Genomic DNA, 13637 nt, shown 5'->3' with positions numbered 1-13637 from the left:
GCCCTAAGCCTTCACCCAGTTTTTCGCCGCATCCATATCTGCCCAAATCTGGTGTTTCAAATCTTCGATATTGTCGAATTTTTTTTCGTCGCGCAGTTTGTGCAGAAAGCGCACGGTCAAACGTTGGCCGTAAAGGTTTCCTTGAAAATCAAAAAGATGCACTTCCAGCTTTTGGCGGCGCGACTTCGATACGCTGGGGTTGAAACCGAAACTGGCCACTCCCCGCCGTTTGCCGAAGCTGCCTTCGGCCTCCACCACAAACACGCCGCCCAAGGGGTAGTGGTGCTGCGGAAGCTGCACGTTGGCGGTGGGGCAGCCTATGGTGCGGCCGAGCTTGGTGCCGTGCTTGACATGGCCGCTGAGCGTGTAGTCGTGGCCGAGCAGTTTGCAGGCGTGTTCCAATTGGCCGTCTGAAAGGGCTTTGCGCACGGCAGTGCTGCTGGCGCGGATGTTTTCCACCAGCACCGAGGGCGTGCGCTCAGTTACCATGCCGGGTTGGTTTTGCAGCAGCTCGAAGCTGCCTTCGCGGCCGGCGCCGAAACGGAAATCGTCGCCGATCAGCAGGTATTTGGTGTTGAGGGTTTCGCGCAAGAGGCTGTCGATAAAGGTTTGCGCACCCATATCGGCAAAGGCTTGGTTGAAGCGCAGCACCCACACCGCATCAACACAGCCGGTTTCCCTTAAAAGTTGCAGTTTGCTGCGCAGGGGCGAAATACGGTAAGGCAGCCCGCGGCCGCTTTTGCGGGCGAAAAATTCTTGCGGCTGCGGCTCGAAAACCACTACCACCACAGGCAGGCCGCGGCTGCGGGCTTCTTGCTTGAGCCGTTGCAGAATATGGCGGTGGCCGAGGTGGACGCCGTCGAAGTTGCCGATGGTAACGGCGCTGCCGTGGGGAAAGTCGGGGCTGATGCGCCGACCGAACCAGATTTTCATAGGGGTTGTTCTGTGCGGTGTGTGTCAAACGGGCGGTATTGTAAGCCGATTCGGCGGCTTGCGGAATATGCGGCGGGAAAACTTGTTCGGGCGCAGCATTGCCCTTCTTGCGGTTTGACAGATTGAGGCCGTCTGAAAAACTTTTTTCAGACGGCCTCGGTGCAAACCGGCCTATATTATCTCGGCAAAACCCGTGCTTTCTGCCGAACGGAATATCCGCGTCATACTTGGAACACTTCCGTTAAGCCAAAGGCTCGAGCAGTTTGGCAAATGCGTCTTCAAACTGTTTCAGGCCGTCTTCCTGCAAGCGCAGGGCGAGGGCTTCGAGATCGATGCCGAGTTTTTCGGTTTCGGCCAAAACGGCAAGCGCTTCGGTTTGGCCTTCGGTGAGCGTGGTTGCCGCGGTGCCGTGGCCGATAAAGGCTTTCAGCGTAGCATCGGGCACGGTGTTGACGGTGTCGGGTCCGATCAGGCTGTCAACATAAAGCGTGTCGGGATAGGCGGGGTTTTTCACGCCGGTGGAAGCCCACAAGAGCTGTACGGGGTTGGCGCCGGCGGCTTTGGCGGCGGCAAATGCTTCGCCGCCGAAAAACTGCTGCCAATCCTGATAAGCGGCTTTGGCCAGCGCAATAGCTACTTTGCCTTGCAAAGGTTGCGGCAGGGTGGTGTCGAGCGCGCCGTCCACGCGCGAAATGAAGAAGCTGGCCACCACGCGGATATGGTTTACATGCATGCCGGCCGCCAAGCGTTTTTCAATGCCTTTCACATAAGCGGCATAGGCTTTGAGGGTTTGTTGGCGCGAAAACAACAGCGTGAGGTTGATGCTGAGGCCGTCTGAAACCAATTGCTCCAATGCGGCCACGCCCTCATCGGTGGTGGGCACTTTAATCATCACGTTGGGGCGGTTGATGGCGGCGTGCAGGCGTTTGGCTTCGGCCACGGTGCCGGTGGTGTCGTGCGACAAATCGGGGGCAACTTCCAAACTCACAAAGCCGATTTTGCCGCCGCTTTTTTCATATTCAGGAAGAAACACATCACAGGCAGCCTGCACATCGGCAATAGCCAGCGTTTCGTAGATGGCTTTCGGGTTGCGGTTTTGCTGTTTCAGCGCAGCGATTTCGCCGGCATACAAAGCATCGCCTGCAAACGCTTTCTGGAAAATGGCGGGGTTGGAAGTAACGCCGCACACGCCCTGCCGCATCATTTCGGCCAGCTCCCCGCTCTGCACCAGCGAGCGCGATAAATTGTCGAGCCAGATTTGTTGGCCTAATGCTTTAACGTCCGATAAAATAGTCATCTCTGAAATCCTTGTTATTTATTGAGAAAGTAATGATGCTAACCCGATTCTCCATATTTGGGTAGCCCTGCGGGAAAACAAGCATGGAAAATTCCGAACAATATCTGAACTGGGCGCGCGAGGTTTTGCGCATCGAAGCCGAAAGCCTGCACGAAATCGCCGCCGAACTCGACGGCAGCTTTACCCGCGCCGCCGACGCCCTGCTGCAATGCCGTGGGCGCGTGGTGATTATGGGCATGGGCAAATCGGGGCATATCGGCCGCAAAATTGCCGCCACCATGGCATCCACCGGCACGCCCGCGTTTTTCGTCCACCCCGCCGAAGCCGCACACGGCGACTTGGGCATGATAGTCGACGGCGACGCGGTTATCGCCATTTCCAACTCGGGCGAGAGCGACGAAATCGCCGCCATTATCCCCGCGCTCAAGCGCAAACACATTACCCTGATTTCGATTACCGCGCGCCCGCAGTCCACCATGGCACGCCATGCCGACATCCACATCACCGCCGCCGTGTCGCACGAAGCCTGTCCGCTGGGGCTGGCGCCCACTTCCAGCACCACCGCCGTGATGGCGCTGGGCGACGCGCTGGCGGTGGTGCTGCTCAAAGCGCGCGAGTTCACGCCCGACGATTTCGCCCTCAGCCACCCCGCCGGCAGCCTCGGCAAACGCCTGCTGCTGCGCGTGGCCGACATCATGCACGGCGGCGAAGGGCTGCCCGCCGTGGTAAGCGGCACCTTATTGAAAGACGCCATCGTTATCATGAGCGAAAAAGGCTTGGGCATGCTGGCCGTTACCGACGGCACAGGCCGTCTGAAAGGCGTGTTTACCGACGGCGACCTGCGCCGGCTGTTCCAACAGCGCGACAACTTCGCCGGGCTGACGGTTGACGAAATCATGCACGCCAACCCCAAAACCATCACCGCCGACAAACTCGCCACCGAAGCCCTGAAACAGATGCAGCAAAACCACATCAACGGCCTCTTGGTGGTGGAAGAAGGCGGTTTGGTTGTAGGCGCGCTGAATATGCACGACCTGCTGAAAGCGCGTATCGTCTGATCGGCGGCACACCGTTTTCAGACGGCCCGAATTCAAGCCTGAGACCTTTGCAAAACCCTCAGATACGGATGCAGTTCAAGGCGTAGCAGCGCAGCGAGCGCAGACATAACATGAAGTCAGGCAAGCGAGCGAGCAGTACCCTAAAGGGCATAAACACACAACGCAGAAATGCGCCGCAGATGGGGTTTTGCAAAGGTCTCAGCCCATCGTTTTTAACCCGCCGGAGTATGGCATGAAACCCCACTGGCTTTTAACCGGCTGTATGCTGGCCGCCGCCGCGCAGGCACAGCCCCTGAACCAACAAACACAGGCGCACTACCAAGCGCAAACGACCGCCATGCAGCCGTATCTGCCGATCAAACTCAACAGGTTTTTAACCATTAAGGCCGTGTCATTCCACAACGGCGGCACGCACGTTTTATATGAAACAGCGGCGGCCGAACCGGGCGCCGAAGTGCAAAATGCGGTGGATACGGTGCGGCAAAACTCGCGGCTGGCATATTATCTGGACGTGTGCGGCAGCCGGCCGCCGCTGCAAATCATCAGCAACAGCTATTGGGTGCAGGATGCCGCCGGCAGGCTGGTGGCGCGCTGGGCAAACACACCCGAAATGTGCGGCAGAAAAGAAGCCCGCGAAAAAAAGCACGCAACAGGGCCGCATGGTCAGAAAAAACGTGCGGCTCGATGAAAGCAGCGTTAAAAACGGCGTGATGACCGCAGCCTACACCCTAACCGACCGCGATTTCAACGACATCGCCACCATGCTGCCGTTTGCAGTCAACGCCATGAAAAAGCAGGTAAGCGCCATCGTGTGCCGCCCCGAAGGCGGCATGCTGTCCGGTTTGCAGGCCGCAAGGTTTATCGTGCGCGACAAACACGGCAAAGCCCTGCCGCCGGTGGATATTTCGCCGATAGACTGCACGCCGCAGCCAGCCGCCCAACCGCAGGAGGGCGAAGACAGACCGCGCCGCAAAGCCAAAGGCTGAGACCTTTGCAAAACCCTCAGATGTGGATGCAGTTCAAGCTGAACCGCGCACCCAGCCCATTTACATTTTCAGACGGCGTTTAAACTTTACGGTGCTAAAATAAACCGCTGTTATTCGCCCAGGCCGTCTGAAAACCGTTTATTTTTTAAAGAACACAACCCGAATGCAAACCCTAACCCCCGAAATCCAGGCGCGCGCCGCCGCCGTCAAGCTGCTGATTATGGACGTGGACGGCGTGCTTACCGACGGCCGCATCTTCATCCGCGACAACGGCGAAGAAATCAAATCGTTCCACACGCTCGACGGCCACGGCCTGAAAATGCTGCAAGCCACCGGCGTGCAAACGGCCATCATCACCGGCCGCGACGCCCCGTCGGTGGGCGTGCGCGTCAGGCAGCTCGGCATCGGCCACTACTATAAAGGCATACACGACAAACGCGTCGCCTATGCGCAGCTGCTCGCCGAAGCGGGGGTGGAAGAACACGAATGCGCCTTTATCGGCGACGATGTGGTCGATTTGCCGGTAATGGTGCGCTGCGGCCTGCCCGTTGCCGTGCCCGAAGCCCACTGGTTTACCCTGCAACACGCCGCCTACGTTACGCAGAAAAGCGCGGGCAACGGCGCGGTGCGCGAATTGTGCGACCTGATTATGCAGGCGCAGGGCACGCTCGAAGCCGCTTTACAGGAGTATGTAAAATGACCAGATGGCGCTACGGCTGGCTGTTTCCGCTGGTTCTGGCGATTTGCCTGGGCGGCCTTTCCGCCTGGCTCGGGCGTATCAGCCAGGTTGACGTGGAAGAAACCGCGCTCAACCCCAACGAACCGCAATATTCGATGACGGGCATCAACGGCAAACGTTTCGACGAACAAGGCCGTCTGAAAGAAAACCTCGGCGCCGAAACCGCCTGGCAGCTGCCCAAAAGCGACGACGTAACCTTTGAAAAACCCGAGCTTGCCATGTATAACGGCGGCCAACTACTCTACACGGTAAAAAGCAACGAAGCGCACTACAACACCGAAAACCGCAAAGTACAGTTTCAAAACAACGTGGTATTAACCAAAAACGCCGACGCACAACGCCCCGCCGGCATCTTGAAAACCAACAGCCTAACCATAGATACGCAAACCGAAACCGCCGAAACCCAAGATGCCGTCGAATACCGATACGGCGATTCCCACGGCACGGCAAACGGTTTGGTGTACGACCACAAAAAAGGTTTTTTAAACCTGCCCTCCCGCGTGAAAGCCATTATTTATGACCCGAAAAATCTATAAAACCGCCCTGCTGGCCGCCTTAACCGCCGTTGCCGCCGCCCCCGCCCTCGCGCTCGAAAGCGACCGGCAGCAGCCGATTCAAATCGAAGCCGACCAAGGCTCGCTCGATCAGGCCAACCAAGTAACCACGTTCAGCGGCAACGTGATTATCAAACAAGGCACGCTCAACATCAGCGCCGGCAGCGTGCGTGTGTCGCGCAACAGCAAAGGCGAGCAGCAGATGAACGCCAGCGGCAGCCCCGTGCGCTTCAGCCAAACGCTCGACGGCGGCAAAGGCACCGTGAAAGGCCAGGCCAACAACATCGATTACTCGTCGGCCACCAACATCGTGAAACTGATCGGCAACGCCAAAGTAGAGCGCGGCGGCGACTTGGCCGAAGGCGCCGTGATTACCTACAACACCCGCACCGAAGTTTATACCGTGCAGGGCAGCAAGGCTTCCGGCGGCAAAAGCGGCAAGCGAGTAACCGTGGTTATCCAGCCTTCCAGCACCCAATCGCAAGGTAAGAAAAAATAACCCACAGGCCGTCTGAAAAACCGGCAATAACGCCGCACCGCTTTTCAGACGGCCTGATACCTTTGCAAAAATGCCGGATGCGGATGCAGTTCAAAGCGCCGCACACATTTGCCACGGTGTGCGCAAACAAGAATCAAGACATACAAATCTTCACAAAGGTTAAAAAAACCTTTCAGACGGCCTAAAAACCGATTACAATAGTAACCATCACCAAAGAGCACGCATATGAGCCAAAGCCGCTTAAACGTACAAAACCTGCAAAAAACCTTCAAAAAGCGCCAAGTGGTGAAAAACTTTTCGCTGGAAATCGAAAGCGGCGAAGTGGTCGGCCTGCTCGGCCCCAACGGCGCCGGCAAAACCACCAGCTTTTATATGATAGTGGGGCTGATTGCCGCCGATGCAGGCAGCGTAGAATTAGACGGCCAAGAAATCCGCCACCTGCCGATACACGAGCGCGCCCGTTTGGGCTTGGGCTACCTGCCGCAGGAAGCGTCGATTTTCCGCAAAATGACGGTGGAGCAGAATATCCGCGCCATTTTGGAAATCCGCCTGAAAAACAAAAGCGAAATCGATGCCGAGCTTGAAAAACTCTTGGCCGATCTGAATATCGAGCGCCTGCGCAACAACCCCGCGCCGTCGCTCTCCGGCGGCGAACGCCGCCGCGTGGAAATCGCCCGCGTGCTGGCCATGCAGCCGCGCTTTATCCTGCTCGACGAACCCTTTGCCGGCGTTGACCCGATTGCCGTTATCGACATTCAGAAAATCATCGGTTTTCTGAAAACCCGCGGCATCGGCGTGCTGATAACCGACCACAACGTGCGCGAAACCCTGCGCATCTGCGACCGCGCCTACATCATCAGCGACGGCACCGTGCTGGCCTCCGGCCACCCCGAAGAGCTGGTTAACAACGAACAGGTGCGCGCGGTGTATTTGGGCGAAAACTTCAACTATTAACAGCCGGCAATTGGGGGTTAATCCGGTCCGGCGCAAACCGCACATTACGCTTTTACTCAAGAAGAAAATAACAACATGAGTCAAAACATAGGATTAAAACTCAGGCAAACCCAACAGCTCAACCAGCGGCTGCAACAGTCGCTGCGCATACTGCAAATGTCGGGGCTGGAACTCGACCGCGAAGTCGACGACTGGCTGCAAGACAACCCGCTTTTGGAGCGCGCCGAATACGACGAAGCGGCAGAAGCCGAATTCGAGCGCATTTCCGCCGCGCAACCCAAAACCAACCAAGTCGGCGGCGACGATGCCGAAGACGTTTGGGCCACCATCGCCGAAGAAGACGACTTCAACGCCTATCTGCACAAACAAGTGTGCGAACACCCCTTAAGCGAAGCCGAAGCCGCGCGGGTGCATATCCTGATTGATTTTCTCGACGAACAAGGCTACTTCACCGACAGCATCACCGATGTGCTCGACCAAACGCCGTTAGAGTGGATGCTGGAAGAAGAAGATATGCAGAACGCGCTCGATCTGCTGCAAACCTTCGACCCCCCGGGCGTGGGTGCCGCCGACCTCACCGAATCGCTGCTGTTGCAACTGATGCGCCTGCCCTCCTCACCCGAGCGCCAGCTTGCCGCCAAAATCGTGCAGCTGCATCTCGACGATTTGAGCCGCAGCCGCCAGCAGAACACCGCCAAATTCCGCAAATATTTTCCCGATGCCGAAGCCGAAACCCTTCAGACGGCCTTAGACCTGATCGCCAAACTCAACCCCTATCCCGCCTACGGTTTCGCTTCCGCCGAACCTACCGCCTATGTACAGCCCGATATTTGGGTGAAAGAAACCAAAAGCGGCTGGTCGGTCAGCAGCAACGAGCGCGTGTGGCCGAAAGTGCAGCTCAACAGCGAATATTGCGAACTGCTCAAACAAGCGGGCGACATCAGCCCCGAATGGAAAGAAAAACTCAGCGAAGCACGCCAGAAAATCGACAGTCTCGAACTGCGCAAAAGCACCGTGATGCGGCTGGCCGAATATATCGTGGAAAAACAGGAAGATTTTTTCGTGTTCGGCGAAATCGGCCTCACCCCCATGCTGGTGAAAGACGCCGCCGCCGCGCTGGGCGTGGCCGAAAGCACCGTGTCGCGCGCCGCCAACCACAAATATTTGGCTTGCCCGCGCGGGGTGTTTGCGTTACGCTATTTCTTCACACAGGCCGTTGCCGCCGAAGACGGCGAAGGCGTGAGCCAGAGCGCGGTGAAAGCCGTTATCGCCCAACTGGTTGAAAGCGAAAACAAACACAAACCTTATTCCGACGATGCGCTAAGCAGGTTGCTGAAACAGCAGGGCATCGACATCGCCCGCCGCACCGTAGCCAAATACCGCGAATCACTGAATATTCCGAACGCACACCAACGCAGGCCGTAACGGCCCGGCCCGAACCAGGCAGGCCGTCTGAAAAATTTAATCTGCATCAGCAAAACCTTTCAGACGGCCTGTTATAGTGAAACCCGAACAGTTTGACTTTTGCGGCAGCCCGAACCGCAGGCAAACCTGTCGATTTCCGCCGTACACCAACGGCACAACCCAACCGAAGGAGTAAGCCATGAATCTGAAAATTACCGGCCTCAATTTCGACGTAACCGAAGCCATCAAAAACCATGTGGCCGCCAAGCTCGAGCGCATCAACCGCCACGCCGCCAACGTGATTTCGGTAGCCATTACCCTCTCGGTGGAAAAGGTCAACAACAAGGCCGAAGCCGATGTGCACTTGGCCGGTAAGGATTTGCACGTAGAAACCGTTGAATCGGATATGTATGCCGCCATCGACGTGCTGATGGACAAACTCGACCGCGCCGTGCTGAAACACAAAGAAAAAAGCAACGACGTGCGCGCCACCCCCAAACCCGCACCGGCCGAAGAATAACCGCTTGCCCGTGCCCCGCAATACCAAACGCCCCGTTTTACGGGGCGTTTTTTATGCGCAACGACGTTCAAATCCGCTTTGGCGAAGCTTTTGCAAAACTCCTTCAGGCCGTCTGAAATGCTTAAATCCCGTCATTCCCGCGTAGGCGGGAATCCAGATGGAAATATTGAAGTATTGATTAAACAAATACTTGGATGCCAAGTGTCTGGATTCCCGCCTACGCGGGAATGACGGAATTCAGGTTTTTTCAGATAGTAATTTGAATTTTGCAAAGGTCTCAACCTTTGCACAAACACTTGACGCCGTCTGAAAAACGGTTATTTTGTTTTCAGACGGCCTTTGCCTCGGGCAACTGCCTTCTGCAATCCGCCGTGCGCGTTCACACCGCCGCATCTGCCGCTTTTTTCGGTGCAGTTTTCTTAAACTTCAACACGGCTTCTTCTTTGGCCGCATCCCAGTCTATGCGCACAAAACCGCCGTCGGCAAGGCGGCCGAACAGCAGCTCGTCGGCCAGCGCCTTGCGGATTTTGTCCTGAATCAGGCGGTTCATCGGGCGGGCACCCATCTGCGGGTCGAAACCTTTTTCAGCCAGATATTTGCGCAGCGCCGGCGTAAACTCGGCCTCCACTTTTTTATCAAGCAGCTGCTGTTCCAGTTGCAGCAGGAATTTATCCACCACTCTGGCAATCACGGCTTCGTTCAACGGCGCAAACGGGATAATGGCATCCAAACGGTTGCGGAATTCCGGCGTAAACAGCTTGTTGATGGCCTGCATTTCGTCGCCGCGCTCACGCTTGCCGGCAAAACCGATGGCAGGCTTGCTCAGGCTTTCGGCACCCGCGTTGGTGGTCATGATGATAACCACATTGCGGAAATCGGCGCTCTTGCCGTTGTTGTCGGTGAGCTTGCCGTGGTCCATCACTTGCAGCAGCACATTGAAAATATCAGGGTGGGCTTTTTCGATTTCGTCGAGCAGCAGCACGCAAAACGGTTGTTTGTTAACCGCTTCGGTCAGCAGCCCGCCCTGCTCGAAGCCCACATAGCCCGGCGGCGCGCCGATCAGGCGCGATACGGCATGGCGTTCCATATATTCCGACATATCGAAGCGTTGCAGCGGCACGCCGAGCGAGAAGGCGAGCTGGCGCGCCACTTCGGTTTTGCCCACGCCGGTGGGGCCGGAAAACAAAAAGCTGCCGATGGGTTTGTCGGGCTGCCCCAAGCCGGAGCGCGCCATTTTCACGGCAGCCACCAAGGCTTCGATGGCGGCATCCTGCCCGAATACCATGTTTTTCAAATCACGGCCCAGATATTGCAGCACTTGTTTGTCGTCGTGCGACACGGTTTTTTCGGGAATGCGCGCCACTTTGGCCACCACCGCTTCGATCTGGGCTTTGCCGATAACCTTTTTCTGCTTGGATTTGGGCAGAATCCGCTGGGCGGCGCCGGCTTCGTCCATCACGTCGATGGCCTTGTCGGGCAGGAAGCGCTCGTTGATGTAGCGGGCGGACAGCTCGGCGGCGGCCTCCAGCGCGCCTGCCGTGTAGCGCACTTGGTGGAAATCTTCAAAGGCGCTTTTCAGGCCTCGCAGAATCTGCACGGTTTCGGCAATACTCGGCTCGACGATGTCGATTTTCTGAAAACGGCGGCTTAAGGCATGGTCTTTATCGAAGATGGTGCGGTATTCGTTGTAGGTGGTGGCGCCGATGCAGCGCAGCTGCCCTTTGGCCAGCGCGGGCTTGAGCAGGTTGGAAGCGTCCATCGTGCCGCCCGACGTGCTGCCCGCGCCGATGATGGTGTGGATTTCGTCCACAAACAGCACGGCATTGGGGATTTTCGCCAGCGCTTTTAAAACGGCTTTGATGCGCGCCTCGAAATCGCCGCGGTATTTGGTGCCGGCCAGTAGTGCGCCCATATCGAGCGAAAACACGGCGGCCCCGCGCAGGGTGTCGGGCACTTCGCCTTTCACAATCAAATGTGCCAAGCCTTCGGCCAGCGCGGTTTTGCCCACGCCAGCTTCGCCCACCAGCAAGGGGTTGTTTTTGCGGCGGCGGCAAAGGGTTTGCACCAAACGCTCCATTTCGTGTTTGCGGCCGATTAGGGGATCGATGCGGCCGGCCAGCACTTCGGCGTTGAGGTTGACGGTGTAGTCGGCCAGCGCATCGCCGCTGCCGGCGGCCCGGTCGCCGTCGTCTTCTTCACGGCTGCTGCCGTTGCTGCCTTCAGGCGTGATGCCGTGGGCGAGGCAGCGCAGCAAATCGTAGCGCGTAACCGATTGCAGTTGCAGGAAATACACCGCATGGCTGTCGGTTTCGCTCATCAGCGCCACCAGCACGTCCACCGGTTTCACTTCTTTTTTGCCGGCCGACTGCGCGTGCACCATCGCCCGCTGCAATACGCGCTGGAAGCCGAGGGTGGGCTGGGTTTCGGTGCTGTCGAACAGGTGCGGCGGCAAGGTCGGGGTGTTGTCGACCATGCTGCTGATCAGCTGTTCGGTGAGCACGCTGCAATCCGCACCGCAACGTGCCAATATGCCGGCTACGTCTTCGCTCTGTTCGATGAGTGCCAAAAGCAAATGCTCCAAGCTGATCAGCTCGTATTTGTGCCTGCGCGCATCGGTGTAGATCTGTTGCAGAATCTGTTCGAGTTCGGCTGAAATCATTTAAACCTCCTCAACAATACATTGCAGCGGGTGGCCTTCCTGCCTTGCGCGCTGCAAAACCTGTTGTTGTTTGGTATCGGCTATATCGCGTGTGTACACGCCGCACAGCCCTTTGCCTTCGTGATGCACCAGAAGCATCACGGCCACCGCCCGCTCTTCGGGCAGCATGAAAATGCCGGTGAGCACTTCCACCACGAAATCCATGGTGGTGTAATCGTCGTTGAGCAGATAAACGCCATACCGTTTGGGCGGAGTGGTTTTGCTGCGGTTCAACAGATCGGTTTCGGCATCGCGGCGGGTTTGGTTTTGACTCATATTAATCTTTAAAATATGGTTTTGGGGCGGTGTTGATGTTGTTTTTTGCTTTATTTTAATAAATTTCGATATTTTTCCCAATCTCCCCTTGACTGGACCATACAACATAGGTAAAAAGCCTTCTTAGCAGAGCTTGGCATCTAAAAAAGCATAATGGTTTGGGAGAAACTCGAAACTTTTGGTTTTTACATGTTGCCTGAATTTTGCTGTTTTTGTTAATTTTTTTAGTATAGGAAGTTCAATGGCAACCGGTATTGTTAAATGGTTTAACGACGCTAAAGGTTTTGGTTTTATCACCCCCGACGAAGGCGGTGAAGATTTGTTCGCTCACTTCTCTGCCATCAATATGGAAGGTTTCAAAACCCTGAAAGAAGGCCAACGTGTTTCTTTCGACGTAACCACCGGCCCCAAAGGCAAACAAGCCGCCAACATTCAGGCTGCTTAATCAAATTGGGCCGGAGTGTTCCGGTTTCAATTCCCAAAGTATGGCGGGTTGCAAAACCTGCCATTTTTGTTTTTTCAGACGGCCTTATGAACACAGTCAAACCCGGCATCTACCGCCACTATAAAGGCAATTTATACGAAGTGCTCGGCACCGCCCGCCACAGCGAAACCGAAGAAACCTTAGTGGTTTACCGCGCCCTCTACGGCGATTACGGCCTGTGGGTGCGCCCCGCCGCCATGTTTGCCGAACGCGTCGGCGGCGTTTTGCGCTTTACCTGCATACGCGAATTTTAAAATGTTGAGACCTTTGCAAAAAAGTCAGATGTGGATGCAGTTCAAGGCGTAGCAGCGCAGCGAGCGCAGACATAACATGGAGTTAGGCAAGCGAGCGAGCAGCGCACAACGCAGAAATGCGCCGCAGATGGCTTTTTTGCAAAGGTCTCACGTTTTCAGACGGCCTTTTGCTACAATAGGCCGTCTGAAAAAAAGCAACCGAACCGAAATATCGAATACCATGAGCATCGCCAACAACCGCAAAGCCTTTCACGACTATTTTATCGAAGACCAAATCGAAGCCGGTTTGGTGCTAGACGGCTGGGAAGTGAAAGCCGTGCGCGCCGGCCGCGTGCAGCTGAAAGAGAGCTATATCCACTGGAAGAAAGACGCGTTTTATCTGGTGGGCTGCCACATCACCGCGCTGCCCACCGCCTCCACCCATGTGAAGCCCGACCCGGTGCGCCAGCGCAAGCTGCTGCTGAAACAGTCGGAAATCAACAAATTAATCGGCAAAACCGAGCGGGCGGGCTACACCATCGTACCGTTAAACCTGCATTACAGCCGCGGCTACATCAAAATGGACATCGGCCTAGCCAAAGGTAAAAAGCAGCACGACAAACGCCAGAGCATGAAAGAAGCCGATTGGAAGCGCGAGAAACAGCGTTTGATGAAAAACGCGGGTTAACGGCCTGAAATTTTTGAAAAAAACCAATTCAACCCTGAAAAGGTTGGTGCCTCGTCATTCCCACGCAGGCGGGAATCCGGCCCCAAAATCATCAAGTATTTTATTTCAATAACTTACGAAAAAACGACTGGATTCCCGCCTGCGCGGGAATGGCGATGGTTGAATATTTCAGACGGCCTAAACGACTTGCAAAGGCCTCGGCCTATATGTTTTTTACAACCGGTTTGCGTAAAAAAGCGCAAGAACCCTTTTCAGACGGCCTGCATAACCCAATAATGCAGGCCGTCTGAACACATTCGCAACCACGGAGTTTG

At 56.1% G+C, this 13637-nt stretch carries 16 protein-coding genes and 2 pseudogenes; 12 read left to right on the top strand and 6 right to left on the bottom strand.

The genetic code is table 11. The annotated features are described in order from the left end of the window. Positions 1-3 precede the first annotated feature (3 nt). Together ribF and tal are read right to left on the bottom strand one after the other, a co-directional pair. On the bottom strand, positions 4-933 hold the full coding sequence (ribF, locus tag H3L92_RS08735; RefSeq protein WP_085365239.1) for a bifunctional riboflavin kinase/FAD synthetase: 930 nt from the start codon (positions 931-933) through the stop codon (positions 4-6). A gap of 241 nt (positions 934-1174) precedes the next feature. Beyond that, positions 1175-2230 carry a transaldolase gene (tal, locus tag H3L92_RS08730; RefSeq protein ID WP_085365238.1) on the bottom strand — a complete coding sequence of 352 codons (1056 nt, stop codon included), beginning with the start codon at positions 2228-2230 and terminating at the stop codon, positions 1175-1177. An 83-nt stretch (positions 2231-2313) separates the two neighbouring features. On the opposite strand from tal, the gene H3L92_RS08725 reads away from it, so the two are divergent. After that, positions 2314-3288 carry a KpsF/GutQ family sugar-phosphate isomerase gene (locus H3L92_RS08725; protein WP_085365237.1) on the top strand — a complete coding sequence of 325 codons (975 nt, stop codon included), beginning with the start codon at positions 2314-2316 and terminating at the stop codon, positions 3286-3288. A gap of 32 nt (positions 3289-3320) precedes the next feature. On the opposite strand, the pseudogene H3L92_RS13330 reads toward H3L92_RS08725, so the two are convergent. Further along, a pseudogene (locus H3L92_RS13330) lies at positions 3321-3467 on the bottom strand (lipoprotein signal peptidase). 53 nt (positions 3468-3520) lie between these two features. On the opposite strand from H3L92_RS13330, the gene H3L92_RS08720 reads away from it, so the two are divergent. The 8 genes from H3L92_RS08720 to hpf all read left to right on the top strand — a co-directional run bounded on the left by H3L92_RS08720 (position 3521) and on the right by hpf (position 8944). Further along, positions 3521-3976: a hypothetical protein gene (locus tag H3L92_RS08720; protein WP_085365236.1), complete on the top strand. Its 456-nt coding sequence runs from the start codon at positions 3521-3523 to the stop codon at positions 3974-3976. Next, positions 3948-4274 (top strand): hypothetical protein, encoded by a 327-nt coding sequence (locus H3L92_RS08715; protein WP_085365235.1) that lies wholly within the window; start codon positions 3948-3950, stop codon positions 4272-4274. Before H3L92_RS08720 ends, H3L92_RS08715 begins: the two co-directional genes overlap by 29 nt. Before the next feature lie 163 nt (positions 4275-4437). Further along, a complete protein-coding gene (locus H3L92_RS08710) occupies positions 4438-4974 on the top strand; it encodes a KdsC family phosphatase (RefSeq protein ID WP_085365234.1) in 537 nt (178 codons plus the stop codon). Next, positions 4971-5549, top strand: coding sequence for an LPS export ABC transporter periplasmic protein LptC (gene lptC, locus H3L92_RS08705; RefSeq protein WP_085365233.1), 579 nt, complete (start codon positions 4971-4973; stop codon positions 5547-5549). Before H3L92_RS08710 ends, lptC begins: the two co-directional genes overlap by 4 nt. Next, positions 5530-6066 carry a lipopolysaccharide transport periplasmic protein LptA gene (lptA, locus tag H3L92_RS08700; protein WP_085365232.1) on the top strand — a complete coding sequence of 179 codons (537 nt, stop codon included), beginning with the start codon at positions 5530-5532 and terminating at the stop codon, positions 6064-6066. Before lptC ends, lptA begins: the two co-directional genes overlap by 20 nt. 225 nt (positions 6067-6291) lie before the next feature. Continuing rightward, positions 6292-7020, top strand: a complete 729-nt coding sequence (lptB, locus tag H3L92_RS08695; RefSeq protein WP_085365231.1) for an LPS export ABC transporter ATP-binding protein — start codon at positions 6292-6294, stop codon at positions 7018-7020. Positions 7021-7095: 75 nt separating this feature from the next. Continuing rightward, positions 7096-8445, top strand: coding sequence for an RNA polymerase factor sigma-54 (gene rpoN, locus H3L92_RS08690; protein WP_085365230.1), 1350 nt, complete (start codon positions 7096-7098; stop codon positions 8443-8445). Between the two features lie 178 nt (positions 8446-8623). Further along, a complete protein-coding gene (gene hpf, locus H3L92_RS08685) occupies positions 8624-8944 on the top strand; it encodes a ribosome hibernation-promoting factor, HPF/YfiA family (RefSeq protein WP_085365229.1) in 321 nt (106 codons plus the stop codon). A 379-nt stretch (positions 8945-9323) separates the two neighbouring features. Here the strand turns inward: hpf and clpA are convergent, their stop codons facing one another. Both clpA and clpS read right to left on the bottom strand, forming a co-directional pair. Continuing rightward, positions 9324-11603 carry an ATP-dependent Clp protease ATP-binding subunit ClpA gene (gene clpA / locus H3L92_RS08680; protein WP_085365228.1) on the bottom strand — a complete coding sequence of 760 codons (2280 nt, stop codon included), beginning with the start codon at positions 11601-11603 and terminating at the stop codon, positions 9324-9326. After that, positions 11604-11918: an ATP-dependent Clp protease adapter ClpS gene (gene clpS / locus H3L92_RS08675; protein ID WP_085365227.1), complete on the bottom strand. Its 315-nt coding sequence runs from the start codon at positions 11916-11918 to the stop codon at positions 11604-11606. It lies immediately after the preceding gene. A gap of 241 nt (positions 11919-12159) precedes the next feature. Between clpS and H3L92_RS08670 the strand changes: the two genes are divergently transcribed. Beyond that, positions 12160-12363: a cold-shock protein gene (locus tag H3L92_RS08670; RefSeq protein WP_002217533.1), complete on the top strand. Its 204-nt coding sequence runs from the start codon at positions 12160-12162 to the stop codon at positions 12361-12363. Positions 12364-12449: 86 nt separating this feature from the next. Then, on the top strand, positions 12450-12656 hold the full coding sequence (locus tag H3L92_RS08665; protein WP_085365226.1) for a DUF1653 domain-containing protein: 207 nt from the start codon (positions 12450-12452) through the stop codon (positions 12654-12656). On the opposite strand, the pseudogene H3L92_RS13325 reads toward H3L92_RS08665, so the two are convergent. After that, positions 12634-12798 (bottom strand): annotated as a pseudogene (locus H3L92_RS13325) (lipoprotein signal peptidase). The gene H3L92_RS08665 and the pseudogene H3L92_RS13325 sit on opposite strands and share 23 nt — an antisense overlap. Here H3L92_RS13325 and smpB point away from each other — a divergent pair. Then, entirely contained in the window at positions 12784-13323 is a 540-nt protein-coding gene (gene smpB, locus H3L92_RS08660; RefSeq protein ID WP_257066780.1) for an SsrA-binding protein SmpB, read from the top strand. The pseudogene H3L92_RS13325 and the gene smpB overlap by 15 nt on opposite strands. Positions 13324-13637: the final 314 nt, after the last annotated feature.

This window comes from Neisseria dentiae (assembly GCF_014055005.1).
In the GTDB taxonomy this organism is placed as follows: Bacteria; Pseudomonadota; Gammaproteobacteria; order Burkholderiales; family Neisseriaceae; genus Neisseria; species Neisseria dentiae.
The sequence above is the reverse complement of the archived record's forward strand: the minus strand, read 5'-3'. Positions and strand labels throughout refer to the sequence as shown.